Below are 18,983 nucleotides of genomic sequence, written 5' to 3'. Positions count from 1 at the left end.
TCGTTCTGTCAAAGGGCGGCCATGACCTCCACCCACATCGACGTCAGCGCCATCGACCTCGACGACCTCGGCGCGTGGATGGACGCCGAGGGGCTGCCGGGTGGGCCGATCACGGAGGTCGCCCCGATCCCGGGGGGCACGCAGAACGTCATGGTCCGCCTCGAACGCGGCGGCCGGCCGTACGTCCTGCGCAGGCCGCCCCTGCACGCCCGGCGCAGGAGCAACGAGGTGCTGCGCCGCGAGGCGCGGTTGCTGGCCGCGCTGAGCGGCACGGCGGTGCCCGCACCGCGCCTGGTGACCGCGCAGACCGCCCGGGAGCCGGTGTTCTACCTGATGGAACCCGTGGCCGGGTTCAATCCTTCGACCGGGCTGCCCGAGCCGCACGCCTCCGACCCGGCGATCCGGCACCGGATGGGCCTGGAGGCCGCCGCCGCGCTGGCCGAGCTGGGACGGGTGGACCCGGACGTGCTGCCCGGCTTCGGCCGCCCCGAGGGCTTCCTCGAACGCCAGGTGCCGCGCTGGCTGAAGGAGCTCGACTCCTACGGCGAGCTCGACGGCTACCCCGGCCCCGACATCCCGGGCCTGGAGGCGACCGCCGGCTGGCTCACCCGCCACCGTCCGGCCACGTTCGTCCCGGGGATCATGCACGGCGACTACCACTTCGCCAACCTGATGTTCGCCCTCGACGGGCCCCGGGTGGCGGCGATCGTCGACTGGGAGATGTGCACGATCGGCGACCCGCTGCTCGACCTGGGCTGGCTGCTGGCCACCTGGCCGGTCAACAACGGGCACGTGCCTGGACTGCCGGGCGAGCGGGAGCTGGTCGCGTACTACGCGGAGCTGTCGCGGCGCGACCTGTCGGCGATCGACTGGTACGCGGTGATGGCCTGTTTCAAGCTCGGCATCGTGCTGGAGGGCACGCACGCGCGGGCGTTCGCCGGCAAGGCGCCCCGCGAGATCGGCGACGTGCTGCACGCCACCACCCTCGGCCTGTTCGCCCGTGCCCACGACATCATGGAAGGTTTGTTGCGCTGAACCCGATGCGGGAAAAGGATCACGCCGGACGCCCAGATGCGTACAATTGCGCGCAATTGCATCTGGCATTCGGGGAAAGGATCGTCATGCGCATGCGGTTCCTCGGCTCCACCTCGGAGGCGGGCGCCTGCCCCACCCTGTACGAGACCGATCGCGGCACCATCGTCGTCCAGGGGCTTCACGTCACCGACCCCGAGGCGCTCGCGGACCTCCGCGACGTGCTCGACGGCGAGGCCGCCGTCGAGGTGCCCCGCGAGCTCCTGACCGAGATCGCCCGCCGGGTCCTGCCCGACGGGTCAGCCGGTGTCCGGCCCACCAGCGACGGGACACCGTCGGCAACCGCTTGATCACGATTGCGCGGCTGGGCCTGGCATGATCGGTGCCCGCGAGGCTAGCCTCTTGCCGCGTGACGTCCTATCAGCAGGCGCGGATCGACCTCGGCGGCCAGCTTCGACAGCTGCGCGAGGCCGCCCACCTGTCGGGCAAGGACCTGGCCGAGCGGCTGCGCTGGCAGCCGTCCAAGGTCTCGCGCCTGGAGAACGCCAGGCAGACGGCGACCGAGGACGACGTCGTCGTGTGGGCGCAGGCCGTGGGGGCCTCGCCCGACACGGCCGACGAGCTCATCAGGCAGGCCATCGCGCTGCTGGAGCGGCACGACGACTGGAAGCAGCGTCACCGCAGCGGCCTGGCCGCCATCCAGGAGGACATCCGCGACCTGGAGGCGCGCACCAAGCTGTTCCGCGTCTTCGAGCCCGGCATCGTGGTCGGCCTGCTCCAGACCTCCGAGTACGCCCGGCACGTGTTCCGCAAGGTCAAGCGCCTCTACAGCGCGGCCGACCAGATCGACGCGGCCGTCCGCGTGCGCATGCAGCGCCAGGAGATCCTCTACGACCGCACGCGCACGTTCCGGTTCGTGGTGCCGGAGTCGGCCCTGCGCAGCGCGCTGGCCCCGGCCGACGTCATGCGCGGCCAGCTCGACCGGCTGCTGGCCGTCAGCACGCTGCCCAACGTGGAGTTCGGCGTGATCCCCTTCGGCACCGAGCTGCCGTCCGCGCCGATCAACGGGTTCTGGATCTACAACGAGGCCATGGTCGGCGTCGCCACGATGACCAAGGACCTGGTGCTGCGCGACCCCGACGACATCGCCTTCTACGTCCGGGCCTTCGACGACTACGCCAAGGTGGCCGAGTTCGGGGAGCCGGGGCGAGAAGTCATCATCCGTATTCTTCGCGAATACCTGCAACAAACTCCACATTAACCTCAGCAATTGCTTGCCACCCGCAGCAAGATCGTGCAATTCTGTCGCGAGACGTTGCGGAGGTGACGCATGATGCTGGATACCGCGCTCTGCCTTGAGCGGTTCGCGTGGCACGCGGGCCGTCACGCCGATCTTTCGGTGCAGAGTGTCGCGCTGGCCAGCGACCCGGCGTACGTGTCGGTGCGCAATCGTTTCTCCGCGACGCTGGCCGAGACCGTGACCTGCTCCGACGAGGGCGCGTACATCACCTCGTGGGGCTACCGCCTCGGCACCGCCGAGGACGTCGAGTCGGCGGCGGCCCGCCTGGCCTTCCTGCTGGCCGCCCTGCCCGCCTGACCCGGGAAGCCCGCCTGACCCGCAAGCCTGCCCGCCCGGGTCAGCCGAAGCTCTCCTCCGCGATGCCCGCCTCCCTGGCGGCGGCCGTGCGCGCGTGAGCCAGCAGCCGCGCCCGGTCGAGCACGTTGGGATGCAGGGTGTAGCGGATGATCAGGCCGTCGAGCATGGCGTCGATGCGCTCGGCCGCGCCCGCCGGGTCGGCGCAGGCGAACTCCCCCGCGTCGGTGCCCGCCGACAGCACCTGGGCCAGCGCGTCGAGCCAGGCCGTCTCCAGCTCCAGCATGATCGCGTTGACGGCGGGCTCGCGCAGCGCCGTGTTCCAGGCGTCGATCCAGAGCAGCCAGCTCTGGTCGGAGGGCGACTCGGGGATGTAGTAGCGCAGCACCCGGTCGAGGCGCTCCACCGCCGTGCCGGGGCCGTCGGCCAGCTCCTTGAGCCGGGCGCTCTCGATGTCGAGCGTGGCCCGCAACATGGCGGTGATCAGCTCGTCCTTGGTCGCGAAGTGGTAGTGGATCAGGCCGCCGCTGACATTGATGGACTTGGCGATGTCGGCGATGCGCGTGTGGGCCAGGCCGCGTTCGAGCACCACCTTGCGGGTGGCCTCGAGCAGCTCCGCTCTGCGCTGGTCGGCCTGATCGGCTCGGGTCGTACTCGCCACCCGATCAGCCTATAGCGCGCCGCGGGAATGATCCCCGCGGCCGCTCTCGCTCGTTCGTCAGCCGGCGCAGTCGTACAGGCCGGTGTGGCCGTCCACGGCCGCGCAGTTGGCGGTGACCCATGCGGTGACCCTGCCGGTGACCTCGGTGTCGCCGCCGCCGGGGCCGCCTCTGCCGCCGCCGGACAGCACGTACCTGAGTCGTCCCGCCGCGACGAGGCCGCGGAGGCGGGGGACGGTCATGGCGGGGTCGGAGCCGGTGAAGCCGCCCATGGCGATCACCGGGCGGCGGGTGGACAGGATCATCGAGGACGCCTGCTGGGCGCTGCTCACGGCCGCCAGCCAGGTCGCCTTCCCCTGGTTGGCGACCAGGTACTTCACCGTGGAGTCGGCCACGCCGCCCATGAAGCCGCCACCACGAGCGCCCGGCCGCTCCTGAGCCGACTCACCGCCCGGCGCCTCGCCGCCCTGAGGCGGGCCTCCGGGGAACTCGCCGCCCGGGGGTGGGCCGCCGGGGCCGCCGAAGCCGCCCATGCGGCCCGTGGACGGGCCCGCCGTGGGGTTGGTGCCGTTCACCGGCGACCCCAGAGGCGAGACGGCGTAGGCCGCCGGACCGGCGAGCCCCGCGACCAGGACGGCCGCCAGCGCCACGGCGGTCACCCCGCCCGCCGCCCGAGACCCGCCCGCCGTCCGCGAGCTGCCCATCATTCGCGACCTGGCCGGTACGAGCACCGCCACGGCGGCCGAGGTCGCCCCGAGCACGACCCAGGCCAGCCACGGCAGCCACTCCGGCGTACGGCGCAGCACCGCGAACGCCCACCCGCCCGTCACCGCGACGCCCAGCGGCAGCGCCCACGCCCACCCCCGCGACCTGCGGTACGCCTGCCACATCACGGTCACCCCCATGCCGGTCAGCGCGGCCACGGCGGGTGCCATCGCGGTCGTGTAGTAGGGGTGGAAGGTACCGCTGGAGAAGCTGAACACCGCGTAGTGCACGACCAGCCAGCCGCCCCACACCAGCCACGCGGCCCCGTCGAAGGGCATCCCGCGCAGCCGCAGCAGCACGGCGAGGACCAGGGCCACCGCGCAGAACGGCAGCAGCCAGGAGATCTGCCCGGCCATGACGTCGTTGAACAGCCGCCCGGCCCCGGCCTGCCCGCCGAAGTTCGCGCCGCCGAACCCGCCGCCGGCCCGGTCCTGGCCGAAGATCCGGCCGAGCCCGTTGTAGCCGATCACCAGGTCCCGGACGGTGTTGTCGGTCGAGCCCCCGACGTAGGGCCGCGAGCCGGCGGGCCACAGGTCGACGACCACCATCCACCAGGCGCTGGACACCACCATCACGACCCCGGCCGCCAGCAGGTGCCCCACCCGCCGGGCCAGGCCGTGCCGCGCGCACGCCAGGTACGCCACCCCGAACGCCGGCACGACCAGGTACGCCTGCAACATCTTGGCGTTGAACCCGAGCCCCACGAACAGCGCGGCGAGGAGCAGCGGCCGCAGCCGTCCCGTGCGCAGCGACTCCAGGCAGAACCAGGCCGCCAGCACCAGCAGCAGCACGAGCACGGTGTCGGGGTTGTTGTCCCGGTTGATGGCCACGGTGATCGGGGTGAGCGTCATGACCACGGCCGCGACCAGCGCCGCGACGTGCCCCTGACGGCCCTGCCCGAAGGACCGCCGGACCGCCGACCAGACCGTGCCGACGGCCGCGACGCCGGCGAGGACCTGCGGCAACAGCATGCTGTACGTGCTGTAGCCGAAGATCCGCGCCGACAGCCCCATCACCCACAGCGCGAGCGGCGGCTTGTCCACCGTGATGAAGGACCCGGCGTCGATCGCGCCGAAGAAGAACGCCTTCCAGCTCTGCGTGCCCGACAGGACGGCGGCGGCGTAGTACTCGTTGGCGTCCCCGCCGAGCGCCCAGGCGTACAGGACGAAGGCGGCGGCGAGCACCGTCCACATCGCGGGCCGCGACCAGCGGGGGTCGCCCTCGGCCCCGGCGAGCAGGCGGACACGGGCGGGCGCGGCGACGGCGGTCATCGCGCGCTCCTGCGCCTGGGGTTGAACACCCACACGCGCAGCAGCAGGAACCGTACGAGGGTGGCCGCGGCGTTGGCGGCGATGACCGCCATCAGCTCCACCTCGTGCGCGACCCCGTCGGGCAGCAGCGCGAGGCTCCCGGACGTCAGCGCCAGCCCCACCAGGAACGCGATCAGGCCCTCGAACTGGTGGCGCAGCGCCCCGCCCGAGCCCCTGACGCCGAACGTGAAGCGGCGGTTGGCCGCCGTGTTGGCCACAGCCGTGACGAGCAGCGCGACCGCGTTGGCGAACTGCGCGGGGACGACCTGCCGCGACATCGAGAACAGCGCCAGGTAGGCCAGCGTGCTCACCACGCCCACGATCGCGAACCTGGGGAGCTGCCTGGCCATCCCCTTCGGCAGCTCGGCCCGCCGCACCCGGGCGGGCATCGGCAGGCCCGCCGCGCCCGACAGGGTCCTGCGGGCCACCCTGGCCAGCCCGCGCAGGTCGTCCAGGGCGGTCCGGAGGAGGTCCACGCGGCTGTCGGGGTCGTCCACCCAGTCGACGGGGACCTCGTGGATGCGCAGGCCGTGCCGTTCGGCCAGCAGCAGCAGCTCGGTGTCGAAGAACCACTGCTCGTCCTCGACGGCGGGCAGCAGCGCCTGCGCGATCTCCGTGCGCGCGGCCTTGAACCCGCACTGCGCGTCGGAGAACCCGGCGCCCATCACCGAGCGCAGCAGCAGGTTGTACGAGCGCGAGATGAACTCCCGCCTGGGCCCGCGCTCCACCCGCGAGGCCCTGGCCAGGCGGGTGCCGATGGCCAGGTCGCTGTGCCCCGACAGCAGGGGTGCCACCAGCGGGAGGAAGGCGTCCAGGTCGGTGGACAGGTCGACGTCCATGTAGCTGACGACGTCGGCCTCGCTGGTGGACCAGACCTGGCGCAGGGCCCGGCCGCGGCCCTTCTCCTCCAGGTGCACGGCCTGGACCTGCGGCAGTTCACGGGCCAGCTCGGTGGCCAGCCGCCAGGTGTCGTCGGTGCTGGCGTTGTCGGCGATGGTGATGCGGAAGCCGTACGGGAACGTCGTGGCGAGGTAGTCGTGCAGCCGGGCGATGCTCTCGCGCAACGCCCGCTGCTCGTTGTGGACCGGGACGACCACCTCGACCAGGCGCGTCCTTACTGCTGTTGTCTCCATGCAGCCAGCTCACGATTCGGGTCTTTAAGAGGACTTATCCGATTCTGAGTGACGAATGAGAGTTCCGGGAAGCTCGATCGTCGCGATCGCGCCGCCGCCGGGCGCGTTGGACAGCCGTACCCTGCCCCCGATCTCGGACACCGCCTGCGCCACGATCGCCAGGCCCAGCCCCGAGCCGGGCAGGCCGCGGGCCGAGGGCGAGCGCCAGAAGCGCTCGAAGACGTGCGGCAGCTCCTCCTCGGGGATGCCGGGGCCGTGGTCGCGGACCGTCAGGCGGCCGTCCTTGAGCGAGACCTCGACCTGGCCCTCGGGGCTGAACTTGCGGGCGTTGTCGATGAGGTTGAGCACGGCGCGTTCGAGCGAGGCGGGGCTGCCGACGACGTACCAGGGGTGCAGGTCGGTGGCCACGTCGGCGCCGCGCAGCCGGGCGCGTTCGGCGGCGGCCGTGACGACGTCGTGCAGGGCCAGCTCGACGTGCGGCTCGTGGTCGGTGTCGCCGCGCGCGAGCTGGAGCAGGTCGCCGACCAGCGTGGACAGCTCGGCGAACTGGGCCTTGACGTTGACCAGCAGGCGTTCCTTGGCGCCCGGGTCGAGCTGCCTGCCGGTCTGCTCGCTGCGCAGCAGCAGGTCGATGTTGGTGCGCAGGGTGGTGAGCGGGGTGCGCAGCTCGTGACCGGCGTCGGCGACGAGCTGCTGCTGGCGTTCGCGGGAGCCGGCCAGGGCGGCGGTCATGGCGTTGAAGGAGGAGCTGAGCCGGGCGATCTCGTCGTTGCCCTGGACGGGGATGCGCGTGTTGAGATCCTCGGTCTCCGCGATGTGCTCGGCCGCCTTGGTCAGCCGGACGACGGGACGCAGCGCGGCGCGCGCGATGAGCAGCCCGACCCAGGCCGCCAGCAGGACGCCGAACAGCGCCACGCCGCCCAGCAGCAGCGCCACCGCCTTCAGCGTGTTGCGCAGCTCGCGCAGGGGGGCGGCGTCCATCACCGCGACGCCCGGCGCGATCTGCTGGGTGAGGACGCGCATCTCGGTGCCGTCCGCGGTGACGCCGTTGTGGAAGTGCCTGGACTCGGGCCACTCGCCCTTGGCCACCGCCATGTCCTCGGGCGTCACCACCAGCGCGGGGCCCACGTAGCAGGGCGGGGTGCCGTTGGCGAAGATGAGCTGGGTGGAGTGCGGCGGGCCGTAGTGGTCCTTCGGCGCGGGGGTGGCGCGGCAGCTCTCGCGGATCCAGACCAGGTCGTTGTCGGGGTCCTTGTCCGGCTGGGAGCCGAGCTGGCGGTCGGCCTGCTCGTAGGTCTGGTGGCGGATGATCAGGAAGCAGGCGCCGGCGCTGATCGCGACCGCCAGCGCCACGGCGAACGTGATGAGCAGCGTCAGCCGGGCGCGCAGGCTGTTGCGGATCATGGTGTGGCCCGTAGGACGTACCCCACCCCGCGGACCGTGTGGATCACCCGGGGCTCTCCCCCGGCCTCGGTCTTGCGGCGCAGGTACATGACGTACACGTCGAGGGAGTTGGAGGTCGGCTCGAAGTCGAAGCCCCACACCTCGTTGAGAATCTGGTCGCGGGTCAGGACCTGGCGGGGGTGGGCGAGGAAGAGCTCCATCAGCAGGTATTCGGTCCTGGTCAGGTCGAGCCCGCGGGCGCCGCGGGTGACCTCCCTGGTGGCCGGGTCCATGCGCAGGTCGCCGTACGACAGCGTGCCGACGTCGGCGGCGCCGGTGCTGAGCGCGCCGCGGCGCAGCAGCGCGCGCACCCGGGCCAGCAGCTCGTCCAGCTCGAACGGCTTGACCAGGTAGTCGTCGGCCCCCGCGTCGAGCCCGGACACCCGGTCGCCGACGGCGTCGCGGGCAGTGAGCATGAGGACGGGGATGTGGTTGCCCTGCGCCCGCAGCCGCCGGCAGGCGGTGAGCCCGTCGAGCCGCGGCATCATCACGTCGAGCAGCACCGCGTCGTACGGCTCCCCCGCCAGCGCCTCCAGCGCCGCCTGGCCGTCGTTGGCGGTGCCGACCCGGTAGCCCTCGAACTCCAGGCTCGACTGCAGCGCCTCGCGCAACGCGGGCTCGTCGTCCACCACCAGCAACCGTGCGGGCTCAGTCATGTCTCACAAGATATGAGCCCACTATGAGAACACGATGAACGGGTTCGCGGGGGTCCGCCGGGAGTCACCACGCCACGGGCAGGGCCTTGAGCCCGAAGACGACGCCGTCGTACTTGGCGGGCACGTCCTCGTCGGCGACCGTGACGCGCAGGCCGGGGACGCGCTCGAAGAGGGTGCGCAGGGCGATCTCCAGCTCGGCCCGGGCCAGGTTCTGGCCGAGGCACTGGTGCACGCCGTAGCCGAAGGCCACGTGGTGGCGGGCGCCGCGGGCGACGTCGAACTCGTCCGGCCGGTCGAAGACGCGCTCGTCCCTGTTGGCGGAGGCGCCGAGGACGAAGATGCCCTCGCCCTTCCCGACCCGCTGCCCGCCGATCTCCTGGTCCCGCGTGGACACCCGGTCGAAGGCCACCCAGTCGACGACCGAGTGGTAGCGCAGCAGTTCCTCCACCGCCATCGGCCAGCCCGCGGGGTCGGCGCGCAGGGCGGCGAGCTGGGCGGGGTGGCGCAGCAGCGTGAGCACGCCGAGCGGGATCATGTTGGCCGTGGTCTCGTGGCCGGCGACGAGCAGCAGGAAGATCACGCCGACGAGCTCCTGGTGGGTGAGCTGCCCGCCGGTGACCAGGCGGCCGAGCAGGTCGTCCTTCGGCGCGCGTTCGGCGGCGGTGACCAGCTCGTCCAGGAAGCTCCTGATCTCCATCATTGCCGTGTAGCCCGCCGCGGGGTCCTCGGTGGCCGAGACGATCAGGCGGGTGCGCGACTGGAAGAACTCGTGCTCGGCGTACGGGACGCCCAGCAGCCGGCAGATCACCAGGGACGGCAGCGCCAGCCCGAACGCCTCGACCAGCTCCGCCTCCGGGCCCTTGGCCAGCATGTCGTCGATGAGCTCGTCCACGAGCCGCTGGATGGACGGCCGCAGCTCCCTGACCCGCCGGACGGTGAACTCGGGGATGAGCAGCTTGCGGAAGCGGGTGTGTTCGGGCGGGTCGAGGTCGATGAAGTGCCCGGTCGCGGACTCGCGCAGCGTCTCGGCCTGCTCGGGCGAGGGCGGCTCGGGGGTGAGCAGCGTGTTGGGGTGGCCGGGCGTGGCGGGGTTGGTGCTGATGCCCTCACCCGACAACACCCGCTGGGCCTCGGCGTGCCGGGTGACGAGCCACACCTCGCCGCCGGGGAGCGCGGCCCGGACGAGCGGGCCCTGCTCGCGCAGGCGGGCGTACTCGGGAGGCGGAGCGAACGGGCACGTGCGCTGGACAGGGAAGTGCTGAGCCATAGTCTGCTCCCTACAAGCCGGACCGCATTGCTTACTTACGCGAAAGTAAGCAATGGGCGGCCCGGTCGTCAAGGGATGGGAGCACAATGGCAGGGCGGCGGACGGACACTCGCGAGCGGATCCAGCGGGTGGCGCTGGAGTTGTTCGCCGAGCGCGGCTACGACAAGACGACCCTCCAGGAGGTCGCCGAGCGCCTGGGGATCACCAGGCCCGCGCTGTACTACCACTTCCGCACCAAGGAGGAGATCCTGACCGGCGTCGTCGACCACCTCGTGGTCTCGATCGACGAGCTGGTGGCGTGGGCGGGCGAGCAGCCGCGCACGCTGGAGGCCCGGCAGGAGATCCTGCGGCGCATCTCCGGGCTGCTGGAGGACAGGTGGCGGCCGCTGTTCAGGTTCGCCCAAGTGAACCAGGGGGTGATGCAGGACCTGCCGTCCGGCTCGCGGATGCAGGAGGGCCTCATCTCCATGGTGTCGGTGCTGAGCGCGCCGGAGGACGATCCCGTTCAGCAGTTCGAGGCCAGGCTCGCGGTGTTCGCGGTGATCCTGGGGAGCATCCCTTTCCTCTTCGACCTGCAACTGCCCGACGCCGACCGCACGGATGTGGCGCTCACGGTGGCCACGAAACTGATCTCCCGGTGATTCACGCCCGATTCACCGGTTGATTCACACCGGGTTCACGGCACAGTTCCCGCCACAGTTCCCGCCACAGTTCACGGCACAGTTCACGGCACAGTTCACGGCACAGTTCACGGGCGCAGGAGGGCCATGGCCGCGTTGTGGCCGCCGATTCCGCTCACGCCGCCGCCTCTGCGGGCCGCGGCGCCGCACAGCAGAATGCGTTCGTGCCCGGTCTCGACGCCCCATCCCTTTTCTTCCGAGTACGGCCAGCTCAGGTCGGCGTGGAAGATGTGACCGCCCGGCAGTCCCGCGTCCTTCTCCAGGTCGACGGGGGTCTTGACCTCGACGCACGGGGTGCCGTCGGGGGCGCGGAGCAGGCAGTCCTCGATGGGCTCGGCGAGCACCGCGTTCATGGAGGCGAATGTGGCCCGCAACGCCTCTTCGCGCGCTTTTTCTGGATTTTTCCGGAAAAGTCGGGCGGGCATGTGCAGGCCGAACAGGGTCATCGTCTCGGCTTTCCCCCGGAGTTCCGGGCCGAGAATGGACGGGTCCGTCAAGGAATGGCAGTAGACCTCCGCGGGCGGCAATTCCGGGATCTCCCCTCGCGCCGCCTGCTCGTACGCCTTCGCGAGCTGGTCGCGTCCCTCGTTGATGTGGAAGGTGCCGCTGAAGGCGGCGAAGGGGTCGGCCGACGGGTCCTTCAGCCGGGGCAGCCGGGCCAGCACCATGTTGACCTTGAGCTGCGCCCCCTCGGGCACGGTCGCGGGCCTGCCGAGCACCCGGTCCAGCACCGCCGGGGGCAGGTTGACCAGCACGTGGCGGCCGTCCACGGTGTGCTCGCCGTCCTCGGCGACGTAGGTGACCTCGCCCGACGGCGAGATGCCGACGATCTCCGCGCCGGTCCTGATCTCGGCCCCCGCCCGCCTGGCCGCCCGCTCCAGCGCGCCGGAGACCGCGCCCATGCCGCCCACCGGGACGTTCCACTCGCCGGTGCCGTCGCCGATCACGTGGTAGAGGAAGCACCTGTTGGCCAGCAGGTCGGCGGCCGGGTCGGCGAACGTGCCGATGAGCGCGTCGGTGAGCACGACGCCGCGCACGGTGTCGTCGGCGAACCGCTCGTCCACGGCCTGGCCGACGGGCCGGGCGAACAGGTCGCGCCAGGCCTCCGGGCCGACCAGGCGCTCGATCTCGGCGGGGGTGCGCAGCGGTTCGAGCAGAGTGGGGGCCAGGACGCGGGCCACGTCCGCCGTCATGGCGTAGAAGTCGCGCCAGGCCCGGTGGTCGTGCTCGCCGCCGGTGACGGCGCGGAAGGAGGCGGCGGTGCGGGCCTCGTCCTCGTTGTCGACGAGCAGGCCGGTGTAGCCCTTGGGGGTGTAGGAGGCGTACCGGCGGCGGCGCAGGTCGAGGTCGAGACCGAGGTCGCGGACGATCCGGGCGGGCAGCAGGCTCACCAGGTAGGAGTAGCGGGACAGGCGTACGTCCACGCCCGGGAAGGCCCGCGTGGAGATCGCCAGCCCGCCGACGTGCCCGAGGCGCTCCAGCACCAGGACCCGCCGGCCCGCTCCGGCGAGGTAGGCGGCCGCGACCAGCCCGTTGTGCCCGCCACCTGCCACGACGACGTCATACGCACCCATCCCCGCACCTTATGACCCGACCTGTGCCATTCGTCAACGGTTTCGGGGCAAGGCGCCGCTTCCCGGTGAGCCCGCGGGACGGTCAACCCGTCTTGTTCACCCAGACGCGCTTGACCGGCCACGGCGTGAGCCGCACCGAGGAGACCCCGCCGACGGCCGTCCAGCCGCCGGTGAGCACGATGGGCCCGGCGTAGGGGTGCGACTGCTCCACGCCGACGGCGTGCTGGCCGGTGCCGGAGGTGCAGCTGCTGTAGGCGTAGCCGTTGCTGACCCAGGCGGTGCAGTCGGTGGGCGCGGCCAGCGCGGGCGACGGCGCGAGGCCCGCCGCCACCAGGCACAACACGGCCGATCCGGCCAGGGCGACGAGAGGACGACGAAGGCTCATACGGAGTCTCCAGAGGTTCGGGGGGTGAACACGCGTCTTACTCTTAGGAAACTTTCCTAAGGGAAAGCTAGATCGTCCTCGAGGCGGCGTCAACGGCCCCTTTTCGGCGGCCTTCTCACGGGCGGCTGGCGATGGCGAGCAGGGTGGCGGCCGGGGCGGTCAGCGAACGTCCGCGCCGCCACACCGCGCGCAGGTTCCGGACCAGGTTGAGACCGGCGAGCGGCACCTCGACCAGGCGTCCGGTCGCGATGTCCGCCTCGACCGCGTAGCCGCTGAGCACCGCGGGCGCGGCCCCGGCCTGCGCAGCCCCCTTGACCGCCGAGTTCGACCCGAGTTCCAGGCGCGGGCTGGCCCGGTGGAGGCTCTTGAACGCCACGTCCAGGGTCTCGCGCGTGCCGGAGCCCGGCTCGCGGACCACGAGCGGCGTGGCGGCCAGCTCGGCGCCCCGCAGGGCCGTCCGGCGGCGGGCCCACGGATGGCCGGGGGCCACCACGACGACCAGCCGGTCGGTGCCCACGACCCGGCTGTCCAGCCCCTCGGGCACACTCGGCCCCTCGACGAAGCCCAGCTCCACCTCCTCGCCCAGCACCCTGGCCGCGACGTCGGTGGAGTTGACGACGTCCAGCCCCACCTGGACCTCGGGCTCGCGGTTCTGCAGCTCGCCCAGCCAGCGCGGCACCAGGTACTCGGCGACCGTCATGCTGGCGGCCACCCGCAGGTGGGCCGCCTCGCTGTGGCGGACGGCCTCCACGGCCCGCATCAGCTCCTCGGCCGCGGCCAGCACCTGGGCCGCCCAGCCGGCCACCATCCTGCCCTCGACGGTGAGCGTGGACCCGCGCGGCGTGCGCTCCAGCAGGGGGACGCCGAGGCGGCGTTCCAGCATGGCCACCCGCTTGCTGGCCGACGGCTGGGCCATGCCCGCCGCCTTGGCCGCCTGCCCGAGGCTGCCCAGCTCGCCCACGTCGACCAGCAGCTTCAGCGAGTCGAGGTCCGGCAGCGCACTCATAGCCACAGGCTATGGCCTCCTAGGCAACGCGTGTCTACCGGCCGGTACGAAGGCCCCGAAGACTGGGATCATGCCTCTCCCCGACCAGCAGCTCCCCCAGCTCACCGCCCCCGCGCGCCCCCAGGGCGGCACGCCGACCGGAGCATCGACGTGGCCCGGGATCGGGCTGGCGGCCGTCGCCGTGGTGGTCGCCATGGTGGTGAACCGGTCCGCCCCGGCGTTCAGCCCGGCGGTGATCGCGGTCCTGTCGGGGGCGGTGCTGGCCAACCTCGCGGCGTGGGCGTCCTCGTCCGCGCGGTGGAGCGGGACGGGGGCCGCGTGGGAGCGGTTCAGGCCGGGGCTGGCGTTCGTGGCCAAGAGGGTGCTGCGGGTGGCGATCGCGCTGCTCGGGCTCCAGATCGCGCTGCCGCAGGTGTTCGCGCTCGGCTGGCAGACGCTGGTGATCGTGGTGACGGCGACCGGCGTGACGTTCACGGTGACGCCGCTGATCGGCCGCCGGATGGGCCTGTCGCCCGGCACGTCACTGCTGGTCGCGACCGGCGTGTCCATCTGCGGGGCGGCGGCGGTCGCGGCCATGCGGGAGAGCGCGGAGGACGCCGACGACGACGACGCGGCCGCCGCCCTGAGCGTGGTCGTCCTGTACGGCAGCGCGGCCATCGTGGCCGTCCCGGCGCTGGCGGCACTGCTGGGGTTGTCGCCGGCCCAGCTCGGCGTCTGGACGGGCGCCGCCGTGCACGAGGTGGCGCAGGTGGCCGCGATCGGCGCCGCGTCGGGCGTCCTGGCCGCCGCGGTGACGGTCAAGCTGGCCCGCGTGATCCTGCTGGCCCCGATCGTCGCCCTGACCTCCCTGTGTGCCCGCCGTGCCCGCGCCGACGCGCCCGCGGCGAACCGGCGGGAGGGACGCCGGACGCCCGTCATGCCGCTGTTCGTGGCGGCGTTCCTCGCCATGGTGGCGGTACGCGCCACCGGCTGGGTCCCGGACGCGGTCACGCAGGCCGTCCCGCAGGTCACCAACGTGCTCATGGCCGCCGCCCTGTTCGGCCTGGGCACCGGGATCGACGTGCGGAAACTCCTCAAGGGCGGCCGGGCCGTGCTGCTCGGCGCCATCGCCACCGGCCTCATCGCCGCCGTCTCGCTCACCGGGGTCGCCGTGCTGCTGTGAGGCGCCTGAGTGGACGTCCTGGCCGGGCCCCCGTACGCTGCTCCGTTCGGAACAAATTCCGACAGGCACGCCGTTCTCCCTGAACCGGCCAGCACCACTCAAGGAGCTTGAAACCCACCATGCGCAGCACCACCGTTCCCCTTCTCCAGCCGTCCGACGAGGTCGCCGAGGCCCTGGCGGGCGGCGCGCCCGTCGTGGCCCTGGAGTCCACGATCATCTCCCACGGACTGCCGCAGCCGCGCAACCTGGAGGTGGCCCGCGAGCTGGAGGGCGTGGTCCGCGCGGCGGGCGCGGTGCCGGCCACGATCGCCGTCCTGGACGGCGTGGCCAGGATCGGCCTGAACGAGCTGGAGCTGGAGCGCATCGCGACCGAGTCCGGGCTGCGCAAGCTGGGCCAGCGTGACCTGCCGCTGGCCTCGGCGCTCAAGGCGAGCGGGGCGACGACCGTGTCGGCCACGTCGTTCCTGGCCGCCCGCGCCGGTATCCGGATCTTCGCGACCGGCGGCCTGGGCGGCGTGCACCGCGGCTGGACCGAGGACCAGGACGAGTCCGCCGACCTCGACACCCTCGCCCGCACCCGGATCACGGTCGTTTGCGCGGGCGTGAAGTCGATCCTCGACGTGCCGGCGACGTTGCAGCGGCTGGAGACGCGCGGCGTGACCGTGGCCGGCTACCGCACCGACACCTTCCCCGGCTTCTACCTGAACTCCTCCGGCCAGCCGATCGACTGGCGCATCGAGACGCCCGAGGACGCCGCCGCGGTGATGCGCGGCCAGGACGCGCTGGCCGGCCCGGAGACCGCGTTCATCGTCGCCAACCCGGTGTCGCAGGACCAGCAGCTCGACCCGGCGCTGCACGACCGCGTGCTGGCCGAGGCGCTGGCCGCCGCCGAGCGCGAGGGCGTCAAGGGCCAGGCGATCACGCCGTTCCTGCTGAGCTACCTCGTCAACGGCACCGCCGGCGCCTCGCTGGAGGCCAACCTGGCCGCCGTGCGCGGCAACACCGCGCTGGCCGCCGAGATCGCCGTGGCCTGGTCGCGGGCGTGAGTGACACGGGCCTCCTGGTCATCGGTGACGTGGTCACCGATGTGGTGGCGCTGCACGGCTCGCCGGTCATGGCGGGCACCGACACCGCCGCGGAGATCGTGCTGCGACCCGGCGGCTCGGGGGCGAACACCGCCGCCTGGGCCGCCCACCTGGGGGCCGACTCGCGGCTGCTGGCCAAGCTCGGCTACGACAGCAGCGAGTGGCACACGACGGAGCTGGTCAAGACCGGGGTCCGGCCGCACGTGACGGTGGACCGGGAGCATCCCACGGCGGTCGTCATCGCCATGGTGGACAAGACCGGCGAACGGTCCATGCTCACCAACCGCGGCGCGGGCGGCCTGATCTCCGAGGCCGACTGGGACCCGTCCCTGCTCGACGGGGTCGGGCGGCTGCACCTGTCGGGGTACACCCTGTTCGCGGCGCCCGGCCTCCGCCTGGTCAGGGCCGCCGTCCGGGACGCCGTCGCCGCCGGGGTGCCGATCAGCGTCGACCCGGCCTCGACGGGGCCGCTGCGGGACTTCGGCGTCGAACGTTTCATGCGGGAGACGTCCGCGGCCGACCTGATCATCCCGAACCTGGACGAGGCCCTGGTCCTGACCGGCGTCCCGGCGCCGGAGCGGGCCGCCGTCCTGCTGAGTGAGACGTACGGCACAGCGGTCGTGAAGATGGGCGCCGAGGGCGCGCTGGTGGCGGTGGACGGCGAGCTCACGGCCACGTGCGCGGGCGTGTCCGCCGAGGTGGTGGACTCCACGGGCGCGGGCGACGCCTTCGCGGCCGGGTACCTCGCGGCCATCCTCCAGGGAGCCGGCGCCGCGCTCGCGCTGGAGGCGGGTTGCCGTGCCGGGGCGGAATGTGTGGCCCAGGTGGGCGGCCGTCCACGGTACGGTTTGGATCTGAACCGTCTTTACCCTATTCACACTGATTGATAGCTTGCCGCGTAGGCTGCACCATTAGCCACATGCGTACCGGGTTGCCCACGCGGCCCACTGGGGAGGATAAGGTCCGCCGATGGAAGTCGAGTCATCGATCTGCCTGAGCGACCTCGTCCCTGCTCTGCGCTGGAGCCGCCCTCAGCAGGTGGCCGAGGTGCTGGGGGATCCGCGGCTGCCGGCGGGGTGGTGGTCCTCCCTCGCGGTGTCCAGGGCGCTCGGCACGGCCGGTCTCGACTGGGTCTGCGAACGGCTCGCCCGGCTGATCTCCGCCCGCTGGGACCATCTGCCGCTGATGGACCTGCTTCCCGCGCTCGCCGTCCACCAGGTCGATCCGGCGCTGCCCGGCTGGCCGGAGGCCAGCCGTACGGCCGTCACGGGGCTCGGCGGCTGGCAGCGGCTGCGCCGCCTGGCGCCCGGCGAGCTCGGCACCCCGTCGGCGACGCCCGAGGTGGTGATCGGCTCGGTCCTGCGTGAGGTCCTCGGGCGCATCCCGGCGCAGCGGGAGGCCGTACCGGCCCAGCAGTCCGGGTCGCCGGACGTCACCCGTCCGCTCGTACGCGGCTCGGGCAGTCAGACGGGCTCCTTCCCGGCCGTCCCGGCGGCCGAATCCGGTGCGTACGCCGCCCAGCCCGGCAGCGGCCCCCAGCGCCGGCCCGCCGCCTTCACCCCACACAGCGACGCCTTCCCCGCCCAGCCCCAGGCCGCCTCGGGGCAGGGACCGACCGGCGAGGGCCCCCTTCCGCAGCGTCCGGCCGCGTCCCGCCCGGCCGCCCAGCAGCCCGGCTCGTTCCCCCCGCCGCCGGAGAACGCCCCGGGACACCAGACCGGCTCCTTCGCCGCCCAGTCGGACACCGCCCGCCAGACCGGCTCGTTCCCCGCACAGGGCGGTGGCGGCCCTCAGACCGGCTCGTTCCCCGCCCAGCCCGACCCGGGACGCCAGACGGGTTCCTTCGCCGCCCAGCCCGATCCGGGCCGCCAGACCGGCTCCTTCCAGGCGCAGCCCGAGGGACGCCAGACGGGCTCTTTCCCGGCCCAGCCGAACAGCGGCCCGCAGACCGGGTCGTTCCCGGCGCAGGGCGGTGCCCGGCTTCCGCAGCGGCCCACCGCCGGCCGTCCGGACGGCGGCCCGCAGGCCGACGGCCCCGCGTACGCCGCCCCCGTCCCAGGCGCCCCCGTCCCAGGCGCCCCCGTCCCCGGTGCCGCAGTCCCCGGTGCCGCTGTGCCCGGGGCCGCCGCTTCCGGCCAGGTCCCGGCCGACCCCGACCACGCGATGGTCCGCGTCGTCGACGGCCTGTTCCGCGGCCTGGACAAGCTGGAGCTGGCCGTCGCCGTGCACCGGCTGTTCGCCGAGGACCCGGTCAGCCTGCGGACCCTGGCCCACAAGCTGCTCGTGGACCGCGACGTGCTCTCCCAGGCCCAGCGCACCGCCGAGGAGCGCGTCCTGCACTGGCTGCGCTCGTCGGAGTCCGCGCCGGTGACCGGCCACATGTTCCGGCTCACCGAATGGCTCGGCGCGGCGGCCACCGAGGAGCAGCTGATCGGCGCCGACCCGGCCCACCCGGCGATGGTCCCGTCGCTGCGCACGCCCCTGTGGCGGGTCCTGGTGACGCTCATGCCCGACCGCCGCCTCCAGGACGGCTGGCTCGTCGTCGGCGACATCCACGGCCTCCAGGCCCGTACGCGGCAGCTCCTGGCCGCCGCCCCGCCGGACACCGACGTCGTGGAGCTGCTGACCGAGCTGGGCATCCGGGCCCACTCCGCCAAGGCGTGGCTCGACGCCCTGCCGTCGGAGTCGGCCCCCGGCCCGATGGACGCCTCGCCGCAGCCCGCCCAGCCCCTCCCCCGCCGTACGCCGGGCGCCAACGGCCACCACCACCGCGGCGGCCAGCCCATCCCCGCGGCGAACGCCAACTCCATCGACCCCTCGGCGGCCCTGGCCACGTTGTCGGCGCTGTCCGGCGGGCTGTCGGGCGGCCGGCCGGGGATGATGCCCGGCGCCCTGGCCGGAACGCCGTCCACGCCGCCTCCGCCGCTGCCGAGCCCGTCGTCGGACCCGCGCCGCTGGCAGCGCATCGAGGTCACCCCGGAACACCTCAGGGGCGGCCCGGTGCCGGTGCCGGAGGGCTACGCGGCCCAGCTCGGCATGCGTCCCGGCACCCTGCTGTCGGTGACCGGCCCGGGCGACAACGCCATCGTGCTGGTCTGGCAGGGCCACCAGCCGGTCTTCGACTCGCTCCAGCCGGTGCTCATGCGCCTGAACGCCCGTCCCGGCGACCAGGTCTACGTCACGGTGGACGGCTACCGCCTGGAGGCCCAGCTCACCGGCTGACGGCCGTCCC

At 73.0% G+C, this 18,983-nt stretch carries 18 protein-coding genes; 9 read left to right on the top strand and 9 right to left on the bottom strand.

Annotation, left to right across the window (positions count from 1 at the left end):
• Positions 1-21: 21 nt before the first annotated feature.
• From ACIA8R_RS06590 to ACIA8R_RS06575, 4 genes are all read left to right on the top strand, one after another.
• Positions 22-1,035 carry a phosphotransferase family protein gene (locus tag ACIA8R_RS06590; RefSeq protein WP_397036945.1) on the top strand — a complete coding sequence of 338 codons (1,014 nt, stop codon included), beginning with the start codon at positions 22-24 and terminating at the stop codon, positions 1,033-1,035.
• Positions 1,036-1,121: 86 nt separating this feature from the next.
• Positions 1,122-1,382 (top strand): hypothetical protein, encoded by a 261-nt coding sequence (locus tag ACIA8R_RS06585; protein ID WP_357701126.1) that lies wholly within the window; start codon positions 1,122-1,124, stop codon positions 1,380-1,382.
• A 59-nt stretch (positions 1,383-1,441) separates the two neighbouring features.
• Positions 1,442-2,293, top strand: coding sequence for a helix-turn-helix transcriptional regulator (locus ACIA8R_RS06580; protein WP_357701128.1), 852 nt, complete (start codon positions 1,442-1,444; stop codon positions 2,291-2,293).
• Positions 2,294-2,362: 69 nt separating this feature from the next.
• A complete protein-coding gene (locus tag ACIA8R_RS06575) occupies positions 2,363-2,629 on the top strand; it encodes a hypothetical protein (RefSeq protein WP_357701130.1) in 267 nt (88 codons plus the stop codon).
• Between the two features lie 40 nt (positions 2,630-2,669).
• On the opposite strand, the gene ACIA8R_RS06570 is transcribed toward ACIA8R_RS06575, so the two are convergent.
• From ACIA8R_RS06570 to ACIA8R_RS06545, 6 genes are all read right to left on the bottom strand, one after another.
• Positions 2,670-3,287, bottom strand: coding sequence for a TetR family transcriptional regulator C-terminal domain-containing protein (locus ACIA8R_RS06570; RefSeq protein WP_364097908.1), 618 nt, complete (start codon positions 3,285-3,287; stop codon positions 2,670-2,672).
• Between the two features lie 57 nt (positions 3,288-3,344).
• Entirely contained in the window at positions 3,345-5,321 is a 1,977-nt protein-coding gene (locus ACIA8R_RS06565; protein ID WP_397036942.1) for an ArnT family glycosyltransferase, read from the bottom strand.
• A complete protein-coding gene (locus ACIA8R_RS06560) occupies positions 5,318-6,493 on the bottom strand; it encodes a bifunctional glycosyltransferase family 2/GtrA family protein (protein ID WP_357701136.1) in 1,176 nt (391 codons plus the stop codon). The genes ACIA8R_RS06565 and ACIA8R_RS06560 overlap by 4 nt, the downstream gene beginning before the upstream one ends.
• Positions 6,494-6,517: 24 nt before the next feature.
• Complete coding sequence (locus ACIA8R_RS06555) at positions 6,518-7,897, bottom strand: sensor histidine kinase (protein WP_397036940.1); 1,380 nt, start codon at positions 7,895-7,897, stop codon at positions 6,518-6,520.
• Positions 7,894-8,592, bottom strand: a complete 699-nt coding sequence (locus ACIA8R_RS06550; protein ID WP_397036938.1) for a response regulator transcription factor — start codon at positions 8,590-8,592, stop codon at positions 7,894-7,896. The genes ACIA8R_RS06555 and ACIA8R_RS06550 overlap by 4 nt, the downstream gene beginning before the upstream one ends.
• Before the next feature lie 64 nt (positions 8,593-8,656).
• Complete coding sequence (locus tag ACIA8R_RS06545; RefSeq protein WP_397036936.1) at positions 8,657-9,859, bottom strand: cytochrome P450; 1,203 nt, start codon at positions 9,857-9,859, stop codon at positions 8,657-8,659.
• 86 nt (positions 9,860-9,945) lie between these two features.
• On the opposite strand from ACIA8R_RS06545, the gene ACIA8R_RS06540 reads away from it, so the two are divergent.
• Positions 9,946-10,500, top strand: a complete 555-nt coding sequence (locus ACIA8R_RS06540) for a helix-turn-helix domain-containing protein (RefSeq protein ID WP_364097923.1) — start codon at positions 9,946-9,948, stop codon at positions 10,498-10,500.
• A gap of 107 nt (positions 10,501-10,607) precedes the next feature.
• Here the strand turns inward: ACIA8R_RS06540 and ACIA8R_RS06535 are convergent, their stop codons facing one another.
• The 3 genes from ACIA8R_RS06535 to ACIA8R_RS06525 form a co-directional block, all read right to left on the bottom strand.
• Positions 10,608-12,113 (bottom strand): phytoene desaturase family protein, encoded by a 1,506-nt coding sequence (locus ACIA8R_RS06535; RefSeq protein ID WP_397036933.1) that lies wholly within the window; start codon positions 12,111-12,113, stop codon positions 10,608-10,610.
• 82 nt (positions 12,114-12,195) lie between these two features.
• A complete protein-coding gene (locus ACIA8R_RS06530) occupies positions 12,196-12,498 on the bottom strand; it encodes a hypothetical protein (protein ID WP_364097926.1) in 303 nt (100 codons plus the stop codon).
• Positions 12,499-12,613: 115 nt separating this feature from the next.
• Positions 12,614-13,504: a LysR substrate-binding domain-containing protein gene (locus ACIA8R_RS06525; protein ID WP_397036931.1), complete on the bottom strand. Its 891-nt coding sequence runs from the start codon at positions 13,502-13,504 to the stop codon at positions 12,614-12,616.
• Positions 13,505-13,574: 70 nt separating this feature from the next.
• Between ACIA8R_RS06525 and ACIA8R_RS06520 the strand changes: the two genes are divergently transcribed.
• The 4 genes from ACIA8R_RS06520 to ACIA8R_RS06505 all read left to right on the top strand — a co-directional run bounded on the left by ACIA8R_RS06520 (position 13,575) and on the right by ACIA8R_RS06505 (position 18,973).
• Positions 13,575-14,666, top strand: coding sequence for a YeiH family protein (locus ACIA8R_RS06520; protein ID WP_397036929.1), 1,092 nt, complete (start codon positions 13,575-13,577; stop codon positions 14,664-14,666).
• Positions 14,667-14,785: 119 nt separating this feature from the next.
• Positions 14,786-15,712, top strand: coding sequence for a pseudouridine-5'-phosphate glycosidase (locus tag ACIA8R_RS06515; RefSeq protein ID WP_357701153.1), 927 nt, complete (start codon positions 14,786-14,788; stop codon positions 15,710-15,712).
• Entirely contained in the window at positions 15,709-16,638 is a 930-nt protein-coding gene (locus ACIA8R_RS06510) for a PfkB family carbohydrate kinase (RefSeq protein WP_357701155.1), read from the top strand. Before ACIA8R_RS06515 ends, ACIA8R_RS06510 begins: the two co-directional genes overlap by 4 nt.
• Before the next feature lie 82 nt (positions 16,639-16,720).
• Positions 16,721-18,973: a hypothetical protein gene (locus ACIA8R_RS06505; RefSeq protein WP_397036926.1), complete on the top strand. Its 2,253-nt coding sequence runs from the start codon at positions 16,721-16,723 to the stop codon at positions 18,971-18,973.
• Positions 18,974-18,983: the final 10 nt, after the last annotated feature.

It is taken from the genome of Nonomuraea sp. NPDC051191, from assembly GCF_044455665.1.
Classification (GTDB): domain Bacteria; phylum Actinomycetota; class Actinomycetes; order Streptosporangiales; family Streptosporangiaceae; genus Nonomuraea.
Note: the sequence above shows the minus strand (reverse complement) of the source record. Positions and strands in the feature narration are given on the sequence as shown.